We start from the raw sequence: 21444 nt of genomic DNA, 5'->3' as shown, positions 1-21444 counted from the left end.
ATTTTTTAATTTTTTTGAAAGGATTTCCCTGCTTGAATCGTATTATAAGTGTACGGTAAAAAAATAGTGAAAGCAGGGAATTACATGAATCATTTAATCATCACTTTAACAGCTAGTTTATTTTTAGGAAACGCTAGTCTTTCAACTGCGGCGTTAAACAATCAACCAAAACCCAATTTAGCAACAATTACAGTCGAAGAATTGGCAGCACGCCAGCCGCAAAGCTGTAATCAAGAAAACTGCACTTCCAACGGGTTTCATCAACATCAAGGAATTGGTTATTTTCCTAAAAAGCAAAGCAATTGTCCTGTTGAAAATTGCCTAGAAGTTAGCGACCATCAGCACAACAACTGGAGCGACAACACAGAGTCAGCTACTTTTTATAATTGTGGTATAGCGACTTGCGAAGAGAACGGTTTTCATCAACACCAAGAAACGGCCCAACAAGAAACTAACTTTACTTATAATTGCGGCGTGGATAATTGTGGCAAAACCGGCGTTCACCAACACCAGCAGCAAACGGCGCCAGATACCACTTGGAGTGGGAATCACGGTCAACAAGAACAACATAGGAAACAACACAATAATGGCGGAAATCATCATTAATCGAAAGCTTTTATAGAAATGTAGGGATTAAAACGTGGCTAGTGAAGCAGCCGTAGCGGCAGCAATGGATAAATACGCTGACATGATTCAACGGATTTGTTTTATCCAATTAAAAAATGTTCAAGATACGGAAGACGTCTTTCAGGAAGTATTTTTAAAATACTTCCTGCGGACGGAACCCTTTCAAAGCGATGCTCACGAAAAGGCATGGCTTATTCGGGTTGCTATCAACACTAGCAAAGATAATTTAAAGAATTTTTTCAAGCGAAATGTTATTCCGTTAGAGCAATTAGTCGCTGAACCTGCTACCTTACCACAAGAAAACCAAGAAATCTTAACCGCCATGACCCGCTTACCTAAAAATTATCGTCAAGTCATCTATCTTTTTTACATAGAAGGTTATTCAGCAGTTGAAATTGCGGATATTTTAAAGAAGAAAAGCAATACCATTTACACTTGGCTAGCACGGGGACGAGAGCAGCTACAAAAAGAATTGGGGGCGGATTATTTTGAAGGATAAATTGAATACAGCATTTCAATCAATCACAGCAACTGACGAATTGAAACAAAAAACGCTAGCCAATCTCCCTTTACGTCAACAAAAAAAGCGCAAGCCAGCAACCAAAATAATTTACGGTATCGCTTGTGCCTTCGCTTGCTTATTATTCATCGCCTATTCCACTTATTACAGCAAAGCGGCCTATGTGGATATTGATGTTAATCCCAGCTTGGAATTAACCGTCAATCCGTTCCAGCGAATCATTGACGTGAAAGCTTATAATGCAGATGGAGAAGAAATTTTAACTAAGCTTTCTTTGAAAAATAAATCTTATCAACAAGCAGTCAACCTGTTAGTTGCTGAATTTTCTCAAGAAGAATTGCTGACCCCTGATGCTCAATTAGCAATTTCTGTTCAAACAAAAAAAAAAAATGCTGAAAAATGGCAAAAAAACTTAGAAAAGCAAGTAACCACCAGCTTAGCTCACCATCAACAAACAGTTAACTATCAAGTTTTTGAAATTGACGAAGCTACCAAAACGGCAGCCACAATCGAAGCCGTCACTCCTGCTAGATACTTAGCAATTAAAGAACTGCAAGAGCTAGACGAAACTGCTTCTTTTGAAACTTGTCGTCACCATTCGCTATCAGAAATTTATCAAGAAATTGATAACTGTCATCAGAAGCGTCAACGAAAACAAAATGGAAACGGTAAGCAACATAAAGAAAAAACAACTGATTCCGCTACTGAATCAAAAACCAATAACACTAGCAATAACGAACATCACCGAGAACAACATCATTAAGCGCAAAATAAAAAAATCTCTTTACCACAAATCGCGGCTGGCAAAGAGATTTTTTTCACTTATTTAATTCCAACAGAAGCATTAGTTTGCTTAAATTTCGATTGAACCCAAGTATATAAAATAATGACTGGAATAACCGACGTTGCCAAAGCAGTCATCATTGCACCATAATTCAAATCATCTTGTGATGCTTGCGTTATATTTCTGATGACTAGCGGAACAGTATACATTTCTGAATCAGATATCATTACTAACGGGAACAAATACGAGTTCCAATAGCCCATAAAAATCAATAATGCAGAAGTTATAATGTTAGGTTTTAATAACGGTACCGCAATTCGATAAAAAATCGTCCATTCAGAAGCACTATCAATTCTTGCTGCTTCAATCAATTCATAGGGAAATGAATCAGCATACTGTTTCATAATAAAAACTGCATTAGCTGAAGCGACCAACGGCAGAATAACACCGGCATACGAATTAGTTAACCCAAATTTACTGAATAGTAAAAAAGTCGGGATCAATACCGCAAAACCAGGAATCATCCGCGATAACATAATCAAACTAAAAATGAACTTATTACCTAAAAATCTATACTTAGCTAATGTATAACCCGCTAGCGTTGTCACAAAAGTCGATACAAGCGTTCCAATTACAGTCACAAATAAACTGTTCCAGACAACTTTGATATACTGATAGTTATCCAGTAAATACTTGATATTATCGCCGAAAAAGCCTCCGATATTTAAATTCAGCGTTTTACTCAAAATCATTCCGTTATTTTGCGTTGATGCTATTAGCATATAAACATAAGGCACTAGAAAAATAATACCACCAAAAACTAAACAGACATACATCAATACTGTGATTAATCTTTTTTTATTCATACTTCTTCCCTACCTTAAATTGTACTAGAGAAATAATAGCTGCTACAAAAACCATACTCCAAGCAATCGCTGAAGCTTTCCCAAAATCAATCATTTCGAAACTGATTTTATATAAATTCACGCCCACCGTCTGGGCAATCCCCCCTGGCCCAAAAGTATTGCCATATAGAATATTAGGAATTTCAAAAGTGTTTAAGCCGTTAATCGTCGCTAAGACCGTACTAAGCAAGACAATCGGTTTTAACATCGGTACAGTAATATAAAAGAATCGGACAAAAGGTGAAGCACCATCCATATCGGCACTTTCATAAACTTCAGACGGTATCCCTTGCAAACCACCAAGAAATAGAATGGTATAGTAACCAACATTTTGCCAAATTATCACAATAAACATTGCGATTCTTCCCCAAAACGGATCAGACAACCAAGGAATCGGATCAATATTAATCATACCTAATAATGTATTTAAGATCCCTAACGGATTGTAAAAAGTCATAAATACCGAAGCAACAGCCACTAACGAAGTAACTGCTGGCAAATAATAAACCGTTCTAAAAATTCCTTTTCCTTTAATCGTCGGATTATTCAATAATACTGCAAATAACAATGCCAACAAAATAAAAAAAGGAATTGTACCAATCATAATGATTAAAACATTGACATATGATTTTAAAAACATCGGATCATTAAACAATGCCTTAAAATTATCTAAACCAACAAAAGTGAAACTTTCACCTCTAATATCCATAAAGCTAAAAGCTAAAGATATTACGATTGGAACCAAAATGGTTAATCCAAATAAAACTAAAAATGGACTTAAGAAAATATAGGGTGCCCTTTTTATTTGCTTTTCCACAATAACATTCCTCCATTTAGTCAATACTCGTTAACTTAAAACAAAAGGAGATACAAGGATTTTTTCTTTAATTATGAAAAACTTGTATCCCCTTGTTTACGCTATTAGTTGTTTACTTCAATCGCATATTTTTGGGCGAACTGTTCTGCTTGTGTTTGTAAAGATTTATCCATATCACCTTTTTGCCAGTAATCATAAACCGCCATTTTCAAATAACTATTTGCATCAGCAGCATAAGGGTAGTGGAATAATTCGATGGCATTGTTACCGGCTTTTTTAACTTCATCATATATTTTTTGGTCCCCAAAGTAAGGATACCCTGCTTGACCAGCTTCACTTTCGTAAGAAGACATCACAGCCGAAGCACTACCACGATTTAGCAAATCATCTTGTGAAACACTATCTTGAATAGCAAATTCCATCAATTGTAAAGCAGCGATTTTATTTTCTGCATTTGCTCCAATATACCAAGAAGAACCGCCACTCACTGGATTCTTTCCTTGTTCAGAACTACTATAGCCAACGATTGGCGCCACTCGCCACAAACCTGTTTGTTCAGGATAATTATTAGTCATATTCCCCGCTAACCAAGTTCCTTCAATAATAACCGCACAATCTTGAAAAGTAGTATAACGATCTTTATCACTTGAATAATAAGCAACTACATCTGATTCTTTTAACTTATCAATGATTTTCAAAGCATTTTTTGCAGCCTCTGTATTCATATTGGTATTGCCATCTTTATCAACGATTGGAACATCTTGTTGTTGCATAATATAAAGCATCAAAGATGTTTCCCCGTTAGCATCTAACGCTAATAAATTCTTGCCAGTAGCGGCTTTAATTTTCTTACCCGCTTCAATTAAGGCATCCCAGTCAGTTAGCTCAGTTGCATCTACAGCTGCTTCTTCAAAGATATCCGCTCGATAAAACATCATCACCATGCCTAAATCCTGAGGAACACCGAATAAATCATTATTAGGTGCAGTTGCTTTTAAAGTAGCAATTTTAGCTGGATAAATACTGTCAGCAAAATCTGCTTCCAAACCAATCCCGCTAATATTTTCAAAAGATTTAGGGAATTTTTCTAACAAGCCAGTAATATCCGAATCTTGAATATAAGCAAGTTCCGGCAGAGTTTCATTACCAATTAAAAGAGGTGTCATTTTTTGAGTAATCGCCGGGGGAGCTACATCTGTTGCTTTAATCGTAATTTCTGTATTATATTTTTCGTTATAGCGTTCAGCGACATCGTTTAACCAATCCGTATTTTTACCTTTAGGGGCATATACTTTAAGCTCAGCTTTTTCAACCCGTTCTGCTTGCGAAAAATCTTGCTCGTCAGCTTTTTCCGCTTTTTTTCCACAACCAGCCAGCAGTACGCTAAAACAAGCGACAACACCTAACATCTTAATTAATTTTTTCTTTTCCATTTCCATCTTTCCTCTCTAAACATTTCAAAATATTTATTTTTTTAATTTCATTTATCTCAGAAAATTTTAAATGCTACCAATAGCTATTCCAGGCTGTCGAAGCACTAACCAAAGCTTCAAAATAAAAATAATCTCCCCACAAGCAGCATTCATCAACTCCTAAATCATGGGGAATTGAGTACACCGAATGTAGTAGTACACCATTTGATTTTTCTTGTTTGACAGTATAGTTTTCACCTAAAGAATACAGAATAGCCAAAGCCACTTGTTCGTATTTTTTTCTGTCTTTGTTGGTCACAGGTAAAACTTTTACTAATTCTAACAGACCACAGACTAAAATCGCACCGGCAGATGCATCGCGATATTGCTTTCCTTCCGTAAAAATCAAATCCCAGTAAGGTACATAATCTTCAGGTAAATACTCAATAAAATAATCTGCTGTTTTCATTGCCGTTTCAAGTAAGCTCAAATCTCCTGTATATTGATAATTTAAAGCAAAACCATAAACAGCCCACGCTTGTCCCCGGGCCCAACAAGATTGGTCAGAATAGCCTTGGGCAGTAGTTCCTCTCAAAGGCTTGCCACTATTCACATCAAAAAAATAAGTATGATAAGTCGAATAATCATCTCTCACAAGATACTGTTGGGCTTTTTTTATATGACCATAAGCAATATCATAGTATTTTTGATTACCAGTTAAATAAAAAGCTTTGTATAGTAAGAAAAGATTCATGTTGCAATCAATGATCATCCGGCCTTGTTCACTCGGATCATCAATCGCTCCCCAAGCTTGAAGAATTTTCGAATGCGGTTCATATCGTTCTAAAAGCTTATCTGCTGCTGAAATAATTGTTTGACGACTTGCACTTCGCTGCAATTTTTCATAAGCAGGAATATGAGAAAGCGAAAAATAGAAACCTACATCGTGATTGTCCATTTCGATATTATTTCGCAAACGCTCATCAAAACTATCTAAATGCTTTTCAATAATTGTCAAAAATTTTTCATCAGCCGTCAACTCATAAGCAAGAAATTGCATTCCCGTCCAAAACGACGGTGTCCATTGACGATTCTCACCAAAATAGTATTGCAAATTTTTAGAAGCTGGTTCTGGAAATAACGCACCATAGCGTTCATTATTTTTTACAATTGTAGCAATTACTTGGTTTTGCATGGTTTCTAGCCATTTTTTATCTACATCTTTACCCATCATTACACGTTTTTCACCTTTCTTAAACGTTTAAGTAAAACTCAAAAAATATAATTTAACAGCCACTAGTATTTGTTATGAGCTTAGTATAAATTGAAAAATTCTCCTTGTCAACGTTTTCTTTATTAAAAAAATTATCTTTTTTTGAAAATAAAAACCTTTTACTTAATCGTTAAAGTGTAGTAAATTAGAGATAGGAAATAATCAAGGAAAGAGTGAACTCTATGGAAAAGGCAAGTTTAAAAGATATCGCCCGAATCGCTAACGTCTCAGTCGCGACTGTTTCTTACGCTTTAAATAATAGCTCTCAAGTAAGCGAGGTCACTAGAGCTAAGATTAAGAAAATCGCCAATGAATTAAATTATATCCCTAATCTCTCTGCTCAAAATCTCAGAACCAATAACTCTAATTTGATTTGCGCCATCGTCAACACTTATCAAGGCAACTTCAATGGTGATGTTTTACAAGAAATTCAAGATATTCTTGAACGCAAAGGATTTCAGTTACTAGCATTTAGTGGCTCCATTCCTGATATCGTCAAAACAGATATTATTGATGGTGTCTTAATGCTGAATTATCGCGCCGACTCAACTGAACTGCAACAATTCACTAACACCCTAAATAAACCAATTGTCTTTATGACAAATGAAATTAATACAGCAAATTCTGCCAGCGTAGTTATTGATAACAGATTAGGCATCAAATATTTATTTGATGTCCTGAAAAAATCAAAAAACGAAAGAATTTGCTTCATTACTGGTGATGATAATTCCTTCAACAGCGAGCAACGATACAATGCCGCCAAAGAATTTTATACGAAATCATTCAAGAAAAATGATTTTTCTCAGCATGTTTATTCAGGCCAGTACGATCCTATCGTAACTTATCAACTAGGGAAACGTTTTTTAGAAAATGATCAATATGATGCTTTTTTATGTTTTAATGATGACATGGCTTTAGGAATTTATCACGCTGCTAGCGATTTAAATATTAAAGTCGGCAAAGATATTAGTATTGTCGGCTTCGATGATAGTTATGTTTCCAGCGTGGTCTCACCAGGGTTAACAACGGTCCAAGTAGATAAAAAAGAATGGGCCGAAGAAGTAGTTAATCAATACCTAGAATTGAAAGCCAGCAAATCCACCAACAAAGTTGTCAAGCTTAGCCCCAAATTAATTTTACGTGGTTCAGTTAATCAATAAAATAAAAAAACTATGAAATAACAGAGTTTTTCACCTCTGAATTTCATAGTTTTTTTGCTTTATATCATTACTTAAACTTAGCTAGCTTTCGCCATTTTTGGTTCAGCTAATTTTTTAAAGTCTGCTTCAGAAATTGAAACAATCCGACTATTTGGAAATTCTGCTTCGTATTGTGCTAAATCAATATTTGTTTTAGCATCGTAAACGCGTAATTGACTAGCAGCTTGTAAATACTCAATTAAAACAGTATCTAGAGAAGGTCCTTCTTCACGTTCACCACCAAGCATATCGTAACCATCGCCACCAGCAGCTAAGAAATCATTAGTTGCCATGCGATATTCTTTTTCAGGATTTAAAGCTTCGAATTCGCCAGTTTCACGATTTTGAATTTCAATCGCTAATACACGTTCACCAACGATACTCTTGCCCGTTTCATTGCCTTTGTCGTTAGCTAAAAGGCTACCGGCTTTAGTTGAATCATAATACACACGAATGCTGCTTGATACGTGTAAGAAGCCACCGTTAGCCCCTAATTTTGGCTGACCGAAGTCATCAAAAACAATCGCACCACTTTCATCAGTTTGTGCCATTGAACGTAAAGACATTTCAAACATTTCTTGCACTTGGGCACCAGTTACTTTAATTTGAGAAATGCTATTACCAAATGGTAAAACCGCAATTATATCCCCTAGAGTTACTTCGCCGGCTTCGATGTTAGCGCGAATGCCGCCACCGTTAGTCATGGCGAAATCAGTTGCGCCATTTTCAAAACCAGTTTGACCATAGTAATACATGGCATCACCGATTAAATTACCTAAGTTAGTTTCACGAGTCCGGACATTATCTCTTTCCCCGTTTAATAAATAAGGATTGTTGTCAATAACTGTGGTTGCGCCCCACTCTTCAAAAGTCGCTTTCGCTTGATCGACTAATTTTTTCACAGCTGGTTCTTCCACTAAAGTTTGCAAGTTAGCCGCTTTGACTAAATGAGCGCTTTTAGCAGCTGGATCTTCAATGCTAGCTGTTACCATCCCCACATTATTTAAATAGTTACCTGTTTGGCTGTATAAAACATTACCAAATTGTAAACCACCATCAACTTCAGTATGAGAATGACCATCTAAAACAACGATATTTTCTTTAGCGTAAGCTTTGCTTAATTCTTCTGCTAAAGTATCACCACGCCAAGCTTTTGGTGTTGTTTCATCAACGCCTAAGTGAGCCGCCACAACATATAAATCAATCTCTTGATCAGCTAATTCAGCCATGACTTTTTTCGCTTCATCAAGCGGTTCAGCAAAAGTTACCCCTTCAATATTTTTCGGATGGGTTTTAGTAGCTGTTTCTGGTGTTGTTAAACCGATAACCGCATATTTATAACCATCTTTTTCAACAATTGTATAAGCATCAAAAATGCGTTCGCCATCTTTATAAGTGTTAGCAGATAAAATTGGGAAATTTAATTTTTCTGCATAAGCTGCCGCTGTTTCAATCCCGAAATCAAATTCATGATTACCCACGATCATCGCATCATAACCAATGGCATTCATAACCGCTGCCATATCAGCACCTTCAGAGTAGTTAGAAATTGGTAGCCCTTGGAAAGCATCCCCCATATCTAACATTAAAGTTGGCTTTAATTGCTCTTTGTAAGTTTTCAAACGAGCCATACCTAAAACATCATTGCTATTGCCTTCTAAACGACCGTGAATATCGTTAGTATGCATAATTGAAGCAATTGGTGAGCCCCCTGCTTTAATCACGTCTTCTTTAGTAATCGCTTTGACATTTGGTGTTCTGCCATCAAATGAAGGTTCAATCGTTAATTTTTCGTCTTTAACTAATTGAATCGCTGCATTGCGCCACATTGTATCGAATTCATAACCGATAACTTCCCAGTTGTTTTCGATTTCTTCAGCGGGTACTAACGTTTCTTTTTCACGAATATAATCAGTGATTAAGCCCCGCAAAGTTTCTGGGTCAGTCGTTACGATTGGTTCACCAGTTACGATTCCTTGGCTTAACAAGCCTTCATAACGGTAATTGTTCATAGCAATTGTATAAGTTCCTGCTAAATCAACAGCTTCCCCATCAATCGTCGGATTAACAATCCGGTTGCCGACAGGTTTTGAAATATCAATTTTATAATCAATCCCAGAGAAAATATCATAGTTGTAAACGCGAATATTTTCGTTAAAAGCAATTGTTAAATCGTCAGCTTGTGGTGTTTGGTAGTAAGCTGCTTGATTTTCCATGTATTCCAATAATTTTTCACCAGTGATTTCAACACTGACTAAAGTATTTGGATATTTGTAAATATCAAAAACATTTGAATAAGTTAAATCGCCCGCTGGAAATTCGCTGTCAGCTTTAAATAGCGCAGAAGCAGCTAATTGCGCGCCAGTTACTTCTCTTTGGACATTGTTGATTAAAGAAATCATTGCTGTTGGGCGTAATTGCGCTTCAGGAATACCAGGCACTTCTTGTGGTGGTAAGAAATCAGCGGTTGCTTCACCAATTTTAGCCGCGATAAATTCACGGGTAGTTTCGTGATATTCTTTAGTTAATTCTTTTAATTCTTCATCCGCAGCAACTTCAGTGGTGCTGACAATTTCCACGCCACTTTCAACAACTTGCCATTGATCATTTTTCTTTTCAACATCTAAATCAATGCGAATCATTTCAGTGCCGGTATCTTTAGGGCCAGCAACTGGTACTTCACCATTTGGTCCTTCAACTTTTAAAGCATATGAGCTATGGTCATGACCTAAAATATAAGCATCAATGCCCGCTACGTTTTCAATCACTTCGTTAGCGCTAGCGGCTGGATCTTTATCTTCACGGCCGGCATGAATTGAAGCTACGATAATATCAGCATCTTGGGCTTTTAATTCAGCCACTGATTTTTCAGCTTCTTCTTTTAAGGCATTGAAAGTTAAGCTTTCAACTTTGGCGCCGTCCCAATGTGGAATATGGGGTGTTACTAAACCTAAAATCCCGACTGTTAAATCGCTGTCGCCATCGCCATCTAAGTCCATTTCTTTAGTAGTGGTTGATTGAACAAAACGTTCGCCACCATCTTTTTGATAAACGTTACCGGCTAAAATTGGAAACTCAGCTTCGGTTTGAATTTTTTTAATTAAATCCAAGCCAAAGTTAAATTCATGATTACCTAGAGTCATTGAATCATAACCCATGTAATTCATAGCCGCAATCATTGGATTGGCATCTTCAGTTTTAGTTTTGTTGTAAATATCATCAGTCATGATGGTGCCTTGCGTGATATCCCCATTATCAATTAAAACTGTGCCCCGTGGATTTTCGGCCCGGGTTTCTTTAACTACTGTGCTGATTTGTGATAAACCAACTGGTGTTTCTTTGTCATCTTCATAAGACCAATTCCACAATTGACCATGAACATCTGAAGTTCCTAAAATCGTCAATTCCCCTTCAGTAACTTCCGTTTTAGCTGGCATATTTTTGTTAGCCGTGGTTTTTGCTTCTGTCGCTAATGCGGTAGGCGCAAATAAGGATACCGCTAACGCACTAGCAACTATCCCTCGCAACCCCTTTTTCAAATAGTTTTTCCCTGACATGTGTAAAGCCTCCCTAAAATATTACAATCTACTTTTTCAAAAACTTGTTCCAACAAACTCTTTCACTTCTATCATACCAAGAAAATTGCGATTAAGAAACACCTATTTTTTAATTTTTAGCAATAAAAACGCAAGTTTCTACGCCCTGAAAATTTTCAAGAGAATTTATCGTGACCACCAATTTTTCCGGGAAAACTCAGGGACTTTTTCAGGCTTCCTTTTGCTTTAATAAATAAAATGGTACAATGAAATGAAAGCAATTTTGCCCGCTTTAGCCAACAACCAAACAGTTTACTTTGTTTAGGATTGATTAAGCAGGCAACTTCATGCGAAGGAGTAAAAGTAGTGACCTTTAAACGCGAGTGGCAGGAAATTAAAAATTTTGTCACAAAAAATAAATTTTTAATCGGCTATACTTATTTATTAATTGTGCTGTGTTACGGAGCGAAATTAATATTCTATAATTTTTCGGTAGATACCGAAGAATTTATTATGCTCTCCCCTGTTAACCAATTTGTTCAGTGGGCGCAGATGGGGCGTTACGGCCTGTATTATTTCAAAAAAATTTTTACCGGCTATCATATCAATCCTTATTTAATTAACTTTGGGACTTATTTTATGTTAGGCTTGATGACCAATTATTTGTGCTTTATTTTTTATCGGATTTATCAGAAGAAAAAAGGCTTGCTGATTATCCCTTCTCTGTTTGTAACTTCCGCGATTTTGCTGGAGCAATACAATTTTATTTTGCAAAGCTTTGAAGTAGTAACCGCCAATTTTTTAGTGGTGATTTCCGTCTTTATGGTTCATTTATTTACCCATTATAAAAAAAGCTATTTTCTGCTTTTCAGTGTCATTTTAGGGATTATCGGCTTTTCTGTTTATCCCTCTAACTATATTTTATTTATTTTATTAACGATTGCGATTTTGATTGCCAAAATTAACCAAAGTGAAAATAAATTATCTTGGCAGCAACTAGCCGCTAAGATAACGCCTTTTTTACTGACTTTTTTGATTACTTATCTCGGGAACCAATTGGCTTATAACGCCACCATGAAAGCTTTAGATGTTAAAAAAATCAATTATATTGGCGCCAGTATCCCCTGGGGCAATACTTCTGTCGGGAAGATTTTTGGCCGCATTGGCAAAACCTTAACTACGATTTATTCCGGCAATCAGTCGATTTTCTTTAGTTACGCTGTCCCCATTGCGATTCTCTTAGGGGTCGCAGCTGTTTTCCTTAGCAAAAACAATCGTGGCAGCTTAGCTTTTCTCTATGTTTCTTTATTTTTAGCAATGAATTTGGAATTTTTCCTACTAGGTTCTATCGGCCCGATTCGCGCTTTAGCGCCTTTCTTCCCATTAGGCGTCGCATTTATTTATTATTTTGCTTATCGCAATTTCAGCAATAAATATTTACGAATGAGCTTAGCCTTAGCGATTTGCCTGATTACTTTTAACCAAGGGAAAATTACCGCTAATTTCGCCATTCAAGAGCATCAGATTTACAAAGCCCAACAAGATTTTACCAAAGACTTATTAAGCGCCATTCACGACGAAGGGGTAGACGATTTATATTATTATAAACTGGCTGTTTATGGTAATAAAAATTTCGCCAAAACCACCGGTGACGTTTTAGGCCATAGTTTTTATGACTGGGATACTAACAGCGCGGTGCAAAGTAGTTACCGCATCTCTAATTTCTTTGAAATGATGGATAATCCGCAACAGCGAATTCCCTTTAAAGATTATTTATCGGTCTTTGCTCAACTTGAAGAAATGCCAATTTTCCCAGCGGAAGGTTCGGTGAAAGTTCAAGATGATATCATTTTAATTAAACTCAGCGAAAAACCTAAATAAAAAAACGGTAAGAAGTAGCCTGATAAGCTAATTCCTACCGTTTTTCTTATTCTATTTTCTCGTAAACAAAAGTTACTGACTGATCAGATTTAATATTACTTAAAATCCGTTGTTCCTCACCTTGCAAACGATAGCCTTCAATATTCACCGCTTTTACTACATAAGAATTATTTTCTTCCACTTTAAAAACATCGGTGTTCTTAATCGTTTTATTATAAATATCTTTATAATTAATTCTCACTTGTAAAAGTTTTACATCAATTTTTTCATAAACAAAACGAATCGTTTGATCACGTTTGGTAAAAGTTACATTTTGAAAATCCGCACCTTTGACGCGATAACCCGCAATTTTCGGTGCTGTATATTTCGAAACAGTATCTACTGCTTGTTTATCCACTAACGCGGCTTTAATACTATTACCGGTTTCGTCATAATATCCCACCGTCACCGTCGATTTAGCCACATAAGGCGTATCGCTATCGCCACAAGCATACCAAGCAATGCCTTCATCTTCCCAGCCAACTGAAACTAAGTTATTTTGCTCAATTTCTTTAGTGGTATAGTTATGGGTACCTGTTTTAGCATTGGGATTATAAGCCCGATAAAGCGGCAATTCCTTCTCTACCGAAGAATACCAACCTAAGCCCTCATCTTCCCAACCATTAGCGATTAAAAGATTCTTTTCCGCTTCGTTTAACGTATAATGATGGTCGCCAGCATTGGGATTATAAAGCCGATAAACCTCATCACCCTTATCAGGTGCCAGCCACCCCAAACCTTCATCTTCCCAGCCAACGCTGATTAAACTAGCTTTTTCATTGGTATCCGCTGTATAAAAATGTTCCCCTGAATTAGGATTATATAAACGATACATTTCTTTCGTGTTCGTGGCAGCCTCAGCTTTCAGACCAAACCCAGCAAGCCCCATTAAAATAAATAGACTGCTACCAACAATTTTCACTTTTTTCAAAAAGGTTCACCAACTCTCTTTTTCACGATAAAAATTTGCCTAATTATTACTCCATTTTTAGCATAACATAATTTTTCAATAAAATCTGTAAAGGAAAGGTAAAGATTTTTATAACAATTAAAAAATGCGTTAATAACTTCATAAAAAAAGCCGATAAACAAGAAATTACTCTCATTTATTGGCTTAAATTTTTTTACTCTTCTGTGATTACTGAAAGGTTTCCTAATTCTTGCATTTTAGCATGAAAATCTTCGTTCTTTTGAGTAACGCTATCGAAATCTTTTTTGTCAGCGTCACTAATTTCACTTTTTTCATCTTCAACAGCTAGCATTAGTTCACTATATTTAATAACAGCCGGACTTGATTTTTCATTAAGTGCTTGTAGATTAGTCATTGTATAAGTTGAAGGATCAGCAAGGAAACCTTCTGCTGTTTTAATTAACTCATCATAGTCACCAGATAATTCTTTCACTTGATCTTTAAACTCTTGATCCCCAAAGCTATCGGCAATTGCGTTAGCGTCATAAGTTGATTTTGTCCGTCCTGGTAATGAATCCTCAGCACTAGAATCTTGAACCTCAGATGATTTATCTGTCGGGCTCACTAAGTCATCATTATCTTGATTTTTACAGCTAGCTAAAACAAAACCACTTAATAATGTTACAGCTAATAATGTTACTTTTTTCATTGTATATGCTCCTTACTTAAATCTTTGATAATACTAGAATATACTGAAAAGCTTGAACTAGCAAGCTTATTCACAGTTTTATCTTATTTTTTTAATAAAAATTTCACTTTAGCTCCTGTCAAAAAAATTGAAAAGGCTTTATTGGAATTTCTCCAAAGAAAAAGAGCTAGTGAAAAATCACTAGCTCTTTTTTTCGACAAGATCGTAGCAAACTAAATCAATTTCTGATTTTCGTAATTATACTACAAATTATTCAGCAACAGCCATTCCGTAGAATGCAACAGCTTCGTCAGTCCAACCAAGGTCAACTAAACCGTCACGTTCTTCACCGTATACAGTGTAATGGTGAGAACCAGGTCCTTGTGCGTTTGGATTGAAGACACGGAAGATTTCAACTTCTTCTTCTTCATTAGAGAAGAATGTGCTACCTTCTTTTTTCCAACCAGCTTCAGCTACTTCTTCATATTCTTTTTCAGAAAGTGTGTAGAAATGTTCGCCTGAATTTGGATTGTATAGACGGTAAACTGTGTTACCACGAGATGTAGCGTACCATGCAGTACCTTCATCATCCCAACCAGCAGCGATTACTTCACCCATTTCTTTTTCAGAAGGAGTGTATAAATGTTCGCCTGAGTTAGGGTTGTAAGCACGGAAGATTTCAACTGGTTCTACTTTATCGCCTAATTGAGCGATAGCTGCGTCACTTTCGTTACCAGCAGCATCAGTAGCAGTTACGTCACAATCAGTACCTTCTTTAACAGCATCGCCCTTAACTGTAACAGTTACGTCAGCTTGAGTTTTGCCATCAGCAGTTCCAGGAACTACAGCAGTACCAATAACGTTTCCTTCAGGATCTTTAACGTTTACAGTTGATCCAGCTTCAGCAGTAACTAATAAAGTGTAACCAGTATCTTTATCGCCAGCGATTTCTTTAATAACTGGAGTAACTGGTTTAACGATATCAGCAAATACTACTGGAGATACGTTATCATTGTTTTCTTTTTCGAAGAATTCAAATTCTAAGATTCCTGGTTCAACAATTGTTCCTAAGAAGTTAACAGTTAAACCGTTAGGAGCAAATTCTTCAAACCATTCCATTGGTAAGTCCATTGCAGTTGGGAATGTCACTGTAGATTCTTTAAACATCGTAGCAGCACCAAAGAATTTAGTGATATCAGCAAAACCGTTAGCAATGCATGGAACAACTTCTAATAAAGCGTTGATGATAGCTTTAACTGGTACTAAAGCAACATCAATTAAGCCAGCAACAGCTGAACTAATAACGCCAGTTCCGCTTAATTCAAACGCCAAGATAGCAGCTTGTAAGTTATCTACAGCTTCACTAATTTTGTTAGCAATAAAACGCATAGTAGCATCGTCAAATTGAACTTGCATGTATTCGCCACCGTCTAACACAGTGATTTGGCTAGAAGTTACGCTTACGTTTAAGTTTCTTAAGTAATCAAAAGCTTTTAACGCTTCGTTTACTTCTTGGAAATTAGTTTTCAAACCGAAAAGACTTTGAGAGTCGATTAAGTAAGCTAAAGTTCCAACAGCTGTTTCAGCAGCAGTTAATAATTGGTCAACTAAACTGATTTCAGTTAAGTCGATAGTAAAACCAACTTGAACTTCAGCATCGCCATCAGGATTAATTTTACCAACTAATTCTTCAGGAACTTTAAGTGTAGCTAATTTGTCACCTTTTAAGATAATTTGTAATTCTGCAAGAGCACCTGCAGTAAGAGCAAAATTACCTTTAGTTTCACCTGTTTGATTTACTACTGGGTAGTCATTATCTAAACTAGTGTATTTACCGATTTCAACATCAATAACTGCAGCTTGTGCAACTGGTGCTGCAACAGTAGATGCAACTAATGCACTAGCAAAGAATAAAGAACCCATTGCTACGCGAGAAAATTTCTTTTTCATTACGCTTTAAAACCTCCATATTTCCTTATTATTAATTCCTATTTTACCTTCCAACAAGATGATTCTTTTGTTAATACTATTGATTCCTTCAATACTCAGCAGCTAGTTAATTGAAAGAAGTAGTAACAATTGTTAACTATTGGCTGTTGGCACCAATACTTAGCAAACTGCTCTGGGAATTCTAACCAACCATAAATTGTTTTGCTTGTTGTAACTTACGTATTCAAATAAAAGTAATTTGTATAACTCGACCTTGTCATTTTCGATTTTAGTCACAACAAAACAACAACTACATGGACGTTGTTAAAAAACGTAGTGTATCATCAAGAATACCTACTATAAACAATTTTAACTCATATTTTTGACCTGTCAAGCAATATTCGAAAATTTTGAAAATTAAAGTAAGCTTATGAAAACTTAAAAGCGCAAGCTTTTGATATTTTTTAAGCGGAAATTTCTTAACAAAAAAATCAAATTTGAATTTTCTGTAAAATCAAAGCAAGCCTAATATCTTGATAATTCGCAATTTCAAACCACCTAATTACAATTCAAGAAAAATCAACCTTAGCAAAACAACTAAAATAACCTTAGCAAAAATCTTTTTATCTTGTTATATAATTTTATAATTTTTTTCAAAAAATTTTTCCCAGCCTAAAAAATCATCAGCATTAATCACGTTTTTTTATTGTTTTTCAACAAAATAAGCTTCTCAAACTCGTTACGTTTTATCATTTTATTAGTTCTTTTTTTCAAAAAACGAGAAAAACTTTTTTGTCGCCACAAAGCAAAAGGATGAGCTTTTTGATTGCTTTAACGTAATAAATCAACGCTTGGATGCTCTAAATAGTGATTGACCATTTTTTCCGTAACCAAAGGTACATCGCCGTGCATTGTATGAGCCAAAATAGCACTGGCTGTGGCGAACTCCACAGTTTTTGCTAACGGCCATTTTTCAGCGATACCATAAATCACACTTGCTGCAAAGGAATCCCCCGCACCAATCCGATCTAATACTTGCAACTGATGCTCTTTAGAAATGAAAACCTCTTTAGGCGTATAAATTTTACCTGTTAAACTTTGCGCACCCTCATAATAACGACGATTAGTGCCCGCAAACCACTGAATTTCAAACTCCTCCATAAATTGTTGAATCAAAGTCGTGGCGGCTGCCTTATCTTGCGGTTGCGGACCATAACCTAACAACTCCACTAAATCCCGCACGGAACCAAAAAGTAAATCACAATAAGGAATCATCTTTTCATAACGTTGCTTCATTAATTCTCGTTGTCCTGGTTGATCATTTAAACTTGGTCTAAAATTGAAATCAAAACAAACAATCTTCCCTTGAGCCTTGGCTTCTTCTGCAAGTTTTTGCGCCGTTTCCGCCGTAGTATCCGTTAAGCTCAAAGAAATCCCGCAAATATGCACCAAATCAACTTCCGCTAAAAAAGCCATCAAATCATAATCAGCCAACTGACTATTACAAAACGAACTATTCCGACGATTTTGATAAGTCACTTGCGTCGCCCGCGGGCCATAACCCATTTCAGCGAAATAGCTACCAATGTGACTATCTTTTTGACCGACAAAAACCGTTTCAATCGCCAATTTGTTCAAATTAGCAATCGCCGCCTCGCCAATCCGATTTTCAGGAACCATTGTCATTAAATAAGATTTTTTACCTAAATGGGCTAAATTACTTAACAAATTAACGCCACTACCAGTAAAAGACATCAGCAAGGTATTGGTTTGCTCTAATAAAAAGTATTCTGGCGGATTTAAACGTAGCATGACTTCCCCAAAAGCGCCAATTTTCATCAACTGTTCCCTCCTTTTGTGCTTTTCACTTATTGATAGTTACTTTTTCAAAGTATTTTTAGCCATCGCTAATAACGTCGCCACATCTTCCGGACGCGTGTCACCAGTTGCTGAATCAATAATTGAGCTGTAAACATGGGGAATAATTTTCTTCACGCCAGCATACACGGCAATTTGAACAATTTCTTCAAAATTCTCTAAATCAATTCCGCCCGTTGGTTCTAAATAGAAATCATATTTCGCACAAGCCGCTGCTACCGCTTTATATTCTTCAATATGGGCTAAGCCTTTCATTGGGAAATATTTAATTGAGCTACCGCCCATATCTTGCAACAACTTAATTGCTGTTTCAATCGGTACAATGCATTCTGCTCCTTGTGAGCTTAAAGGACCAGTTGCGATATTCACATAACCAACTTTGCCAGTTGGTGAAACTAAACCGTTAATCACCGTGTCGCTTTGACCTAATAAAGCTCTTGAAGTCCCTACGCCAGTAAATACTTGATTCACGTGTTGTGGTTGTAAAACGCCAGAAATCCGTGAAACCATTTGACTTTGATTAGGGTCGCCGGCACCTAAGCCGACAGATAACGCATTGTTAGTAGCTGCTTGATATTTTTTCATATCTTCAATGGCTGCTTCATCAGTTGCGTAATTTTTTGATAATACTCCTAAAACCACATGGCCTTCCGCCGCTTCATAACAAGCTTCAGCGTTTGCTACTGAGTTTGCTAAAACATTTAAACAAATTCGATTTTCTAAATAATTAGGTGTTAATGACATAAAAGATTCCTCCGTTTTAAAAAAATTAATTTTTTTCCTACTATTATAATAGTAAGCTATCGTGTTTATTTCTCAAGCATAATTTCTTGTAGGCGTTTGACGATTTTTTCCATTTCACTTGCGTTAACAGAGCGAATATCAAATTCAATAATGCCGTTGTTGGCTTGATATTCCCGGGTATAGACCGCTGGATTTTCAGCTTTCAGCTCAGCAATTACTTCTTTAGCAGATTTTTCGCCGGCAACAAGGACACTGCCCCGATAAATATCACGACCAGCACCATCTTGAACAATTTTTGCTGATAAGCCGTTGATTTCGTTAACTTTCGTGATAAATAGCGTTAAGCGAGCTTGCATTGACGCGCCGTCTTCACTACCCTTTTGCAAATAATCTTCAATCGCTTGAGTGAAGCCTAAAATATTGTCTTTGCCGATTTTCATCGCCCGACCAACCCCTTTACCTTGCAGGCGTAGCCACTGGATATATTCTTTTTTACCGATTACTAAACCAGCACTTGGGCCTTCAATCGCTTTTGCGCCAGAATAAATCACTAAATCGCCGCCAGCTTCCACATATTTGAATAAATCTTCTTCCGCCGCCGCATCGACAATTAATGGTAAATTGTGTTTATGAGCAACTTCCGCTGCTTCCGCGACACTTAACATACTTTTTTGAACGGTATGATGACTTTTTATATATAAAATAGCGGCTGTTTTTTTCGTAATCATCATTTCAACGTGTTCAGGGCTACACATATTAGCGTAACCAGCTTCCACCACTTCACCGCCACCTTGCGCAACCATCACTTCAACTGGCGTACCATAGTCAACATTATGGCCTTTTGGTAAAATGATTTCTCTTTTAACAATTCTATCAGTGTAAGGATGATACGCGTGATAGCTATCTCCTTCACCAATTAAGGCCGCCACACTTTGCGCGATACCCGCTGATGCGGAAGAAACGATTTGGGCATCTTCAACTTTTAACAATTTCGCTAAATAGGCTCCGGTTTTTTCGCTTAAATCCGCCATTTCAAAAAAATGTTCGCCGCCAAAACGTTGGGCTGCCATCACATTTTCTGAAACTTTAGATACGCCGAGAATCGTCATTCTGCCTGATGCATTGATGACCTCTTTCAAATCAAATTTTTCATAACTAACAGTCATAAACCTTGCCTCCAATAATTGCTTTCACCGGTTGAATCAATTCTTTGGTTGTTCGTTGATTTCCATTTGAATCTGTTAAAACTTTTTCCCCTTGTGCTAATTCAAAAATTGTAAAATCACCGTCAAAGCCAGCCGCCAAACGACCTTTTGTTGTTAAATTGAATTTTTCTGCCGGAACTTCCGTGATTTTTTCAATGATTTCTTCCCAAGAATAGCCGATTAAATGTAATTTTTCAAGCGTTGTCGCTAAATCATACACCGGACCGTTAGTGCGATTGCGAATATAAATATCAGTACTAATTGAATGAGCCTTCATGCCTTCTGCCAACGCCACTTCTGCCACATGAAAATTAAAACTGTCTGTGCCGTGACCGATATCAAAGACAACGCCTTTATCATAAGCTTCCCACACAAAATCTTTAATTTTATCAGTAGCTTGATCTAAAATCCCGTTTGGTTTACCGTTGAAACAATGGGTCAAAACATCGCCCGCCGTCATCGTTGTTAAAATATCAACTAACTCTGGCGGATTTGAACCGATATGCACCATCAATGGTAAATCAGCATTTTCTTTTTGAATTTCCTTAGCTAAAATCAGCGGTTGCATTCCGTTGTCGCCAATTACCGTTTTACTCATGCGGGCTTTAATCCCGATAATAAAATCAGGATATTCTTTTAAAGCTTTTGTAATTAAATCCGCCCGAACTTTTGAAAGATCAGCTAATTCATCTTGCTCCACAATTCCGGTTTTAGAAATATTGACTAAGGCATAAACATTGGTTTTTGCCGCCACTGCGTATTTATAAAAAATACCAACATTTTCAGCGCCAGTCGTACCGGCATCAATAACTGTCGTTACGCCTTTTTCTACACCGATTTCATCGGGATAATCGTAATACAATTCCATTTCTTCAAAACAATGAACATGGTCATCAATCCAGCCAGCCGATAAATATTGTCCATCAGCTAAAGTTAAAACTTCAGTCGCCTCTGCTGTGATTTCTGGCGCTACTTCAACAATTTTACCTGCTGTTACCGCTACTTCAACTTTTTCACCAGTGATTGTGCGAGCATTTTTTATTAGTAAATCAAACATTTCATCATCCTTTTCTGTACGTTATACTTTAAACATTTAC

The 21444-nt window shown here is 36.6% G+C and carries 17 protein-coding genes; 5 read left to right on the top strand and 12 right to left on the bottom strand.

What is annotated here, in order from left to right; genetic code table 11:
• The first annotated feature begins 84 nt into the window (after positions 1-84).
• The 3 genes from M2139_RS02040 to M2139_RS02030 are packed head-to-tail and all read left to right on the top strand — an operon-like array spanning position 85 to position 1910.
• Complete coding sequence (locus M2139_RS02040) at positions 85-606, top strand: hypothetical protein (RefSeq protein WP_280737130.1); 522 nt, start codon at positions 85-87, stop codon at positions 604-606.
• Between the two features lie 34 nt (positions 607-640).
• A complete protein-coding gene (locus M2139_RS02035; protein WP_280737129.1) occupies positions 641-1126 on the top strand; it encodes a sigma-70 family RNA polymerase sigma factor in 486 nt (161 codons plus the stop codon).
• The gene (locus M2139_RS02030; RefSeq protein ID WP_280737128.1) at positions 1116-1910 is read left to right on the top strand and encodes a hypothetical protein; all 795 of its coding nucleotides are present in this window, start codon (positions 1116-1118) and stop codon (positions 1908-1910) included. The genes M2139_RS02035 and M2139_RS02030 overlap by 11 nt, the downstream gene beginning before the upstream one ends.
• 59 nt (positions 1911-1969) lie before the next feature.
• Here the strand turns inward: M2139_RS02030 and M2139_RS02025 are convergent, their stop codons facing one another.
• The 4 genes from M2139_RS02025 to M2139_RS02010 form a co-directional block, all read right to left on the bottom strand.
• Positions 1970-2797, bottom strand: a complete 828-nt coding sequence (locus M2139_RS02025; protein WP_280737127.1) for a carbohydrate ABC transporter permease — start codon at positions 2795-2797, stop codon at positions 1970-1972.
• Positions 2790-3653, bottom strand: a complete 864-nt coding sequence (locus M2139_RS02020; protein WP_280737126.1) for a sugar ABC transporter permease — start codon at positions 3651-3653, stop codon at positions 2790-2792. The genes M2139_RS02025 and M2139_RS02020 overlap by 8 nt, the downstream gene beginning before the upstream one ends.
• Before the next feature lie 104 nt (positions 3654-3757).
• Entirely contained in the window at positions 3758-5086 is a 1329-nt protein-coding gene (locus tag M2139_RS02015) for an extracellular solute-binding protein (RefSeq protein ID WP_280737125.1), read from the bottom strand.
• Between the two features lie 73 nt (positions 5087-5159).
• On the bottom strand, positions 5160-6299 hold the full coding sequence (locus M2139_RS02010; RefSeq protein ID WP_280737124.1) for a glycoside hydrolase family 88 protein: 1140 nt from the start codon (positions 6297-6299) through the stop codon (positions 5160-5162).
• A 221-nt stretch (positions 6300-6520) separates the two neighbouring features.
• Between M2139_RS02010 and M2139_RS02005 the strand changes: the two genes are divergently transcribed.
• On the top strand, positions 6521-7498 hold the full coding sequence (locus M2139_RS02005) for a LacI family DNA-binding transcriptional regulator (RefSeq protein WP_280737123.1): 978 nt from the start codon (positions 6521-6523) through the stop codon (positions 7496-7498).
• A 77-nt stretch (positions 7499-7575) separates the two neighbouring features.
• Here the strand turns inward: M2139_RS02005 and M2139_RS02000 are convergent, their stop codons facing one another.
• Positions 7576-11094: a 5'-nucleotidase C-terminal domain-containing protein gene (locus M2139_RS02000; RefSeq protein ID WP_280737122.1), complete on the bottom strand. Its 3519-nt coding sequence runs from the start codon at positions 11092-11094 to the stop codon at positions 7576-7578.
• A 345-nt stretch (positions 11095-11439) separates the two neighbouring features.
• Between M2139_RS02000 and M2139_RS01995 the strand changes: the two genes are divergently transcribed.
• Positions 11440-12954: a glucosyltransferase domain-containing protein gene (locus M2139_RS01995; protein WP_280737121.1), complete on the top strand. Its 1515-nt coding sequence runs from the start codon at positions 11440-11442 to the stop codon at positions 12952-12954.
• A gap of 46 nt (positions 12955-13000) precedes the next feature.
• Here the strand turns inward: M2139_RS01995 and M2139_RS01990 are convergent, their stop codons facing one another.
• The 7 genes from M2139_RS01990 to M2139_RS01960 all read right to left on the bottom strand — a co-directional run bounded on the left by M2139_RS01990 (position 13001) and on the right by M2139_RS01960 (position 21404).
• Positions 13001-13915 carry a MucBP domain-containing protein gene (locus M2139_RS01990; RefSeq protein ID WP_280737220.1) on the bottom strand — a complete coding sequence of 305 codons (915 nt, stop codon included), beginning with the start codon at positions 13913-13915 and terminating at the stop codon, positions 13001-13003.
• 202 nt (positions 13916-14117) lie between these two features.
• Positions 14118-14612, bottom strand: coding sequence for a hypothetical protein (locus tag M2139_RS01985; RefSeq protein WP_280737120.1), 495 nt, complete (start codon positions 14610-14612; stop codon positions 14118-14120).
• A gap of 249 nt (positions 14613-14861) precedes the next feature.
• Positions 14862-16541: an adhesive domain-containing protein gene (locus M2139_RS01980; RefSeq protein WP_280737119.1), complete on the bottom strand. Its 1680-nt coding sequence runs from the start codon at positions 16539-16541 to the stop codon at positions 14862-14864.
• A gap of 810 nt (positions 16542-17351) precedes the next feature.
• Entirely contained in the window at positions 17352-18359 is a 1008-nt protein-coding gene (locus tag M2139_RS01975) for a sugar kinase (RefSeq protein ID WP_280737118.1), read from the bottom strand.
• 39 nt (positions 18360-18398) lie between these two features.
• Positions 18399-19142 (bottom strand): KDGP aldolase family protein, encoded by a 744-nt coding sequence (locus M2139_RS01970; protein WP_280737117.1) that lies wholly within the window; start codon positions 19140-19142, stop codon positions 18399-18401.
• Between the two features lie 65 nt (positions 19143-19207).
• Positions 19208-20308 (bottom strand): DgaE family pyridoxal phosphate-dependent ammonia lyase, encoded by a 1101-nt coding sequence (locus tag M2139_RS01965; RefSeq protein WP_280737116.1) that lies wholly within the window; start codon positions 20306-20308, stop codon positions 19208-19210.
• A complete protein-coding gene (locus tag M2139_RS01960; RefSeq protein WP_280737115.1) occupies positions 20298-21404 on the bottom strand; it encodes an amidohydrolase/deacetylase family metallohydrolase in 1107 nt (368 codons plus the stop codon). Before M2139_RS01960 ends, M2139_RS01965 begins: the two co-directional genes overlap by 11 nt.
• Positions 21405-21444: the final 40 nt, after the last annotated feature.

The sequence above is a fragment of the Enterococcus sp. PF1-24 genome (assembly GCF_029893325.1).
In the GTDB taxonomy this organism is placed as follows: domain Bacteria; phylum Bacillota; class Bacilli; order Lactobacillales; family Enterococcaceae; genus HY326.
Note: the sequence above shows the minus strand (reverse complement) of the source record. Positions and strands in the feature narration are given on the sequence as shown.

Excerpts from the sequence above, each read along its gene's own strand:
- M2139_RS02040 (WP_280737130.1), top strand. The coding sequence starts at position 85 with ATGAATCATTTAATCATCACTTTAACAGCTAGTTTATTTTTAGGAAAC.
- M2139_RS02025 (WP_280737127.1), bottom strand. The coding sequence starts at position 2,797 with ATGAATAAAAAAAGATTAATCACAGTATTGATGTATGTCTGTTTAGTT.
- M2139_RS02015 (WP_280737125.1), bottom strand. The coding sequence starts at position 5,086 with ATGGAAAAGAAAAAATTAATTAAGATGTTAGGTGTTGTCGCTTGTTTT.
- M2139_RS02010 (WP_280737124.1), bottom strand. The coding sequence starts at position 6,299 with ATGATGGGTAAAGATGTAGATAAAAAATGGCTAGAAACCATGCAAAAC.
- M2139_RS02005 (WP_280737123.1), top strand. The coding sequence starts at position 6,521 with ATGGAAAAGGCAAGTTTAAAAGATATCGCCCGAATCGCTAACGTCTCA.
- M2139_RS02000 (WP_280737122.1), bottom strand. The coding sequence starts at position 11,094 with ATGTCAGGGAAAAACTATTTGAAAAAGGGGTTGCGAGGGATAGTTGCT.
- M2139_RS01985 (WP_280737120.1), bottom strand. The coding sequence starts at position 14,612 with ATGAAAAAAGTAACATTATTAGCTGTAACATTATTAAGTGGTTTTGTT.
- M2139_RS01980 (WP_280737119.1), bottom strand. The coding sequence starts at position 16,541 with ATGAAAAAGAAATTTTCTCGCGTAGCAATGGGTTCTTTATTCTTTGCT.
- M2139_RS01975 (WP_280737118.1), bottom strand. The coding sequence starts at position 18,359 with ATGAAAATTGGCGCTTTTGGGGAAGTCATGCTACGTTTAAATCCGCCA.
- M2139_RS01970 (WP_280737117.1), bottom strand. The coding sequence starts at position 19,142 with ATGTCATTAACACCTAATTATTTAGAAAATCGAATTTGTTTAAATGTT.
- M2139_RS01965 (WP_280737116.1), bottom strand. The coding sequence starts at position 20,308 with ATGACTGTTAGTTATGAAAAATTTGATTTGAAAGAGGTCATCAATGCA.
- M2139_RS01960 (WP_280737115.1), bottom strand. The coding sequence starts at position 21,404 with ATGTTTGATTTACTAATAAAAAATGCTCGCACAATCACTGGTGAAAAA.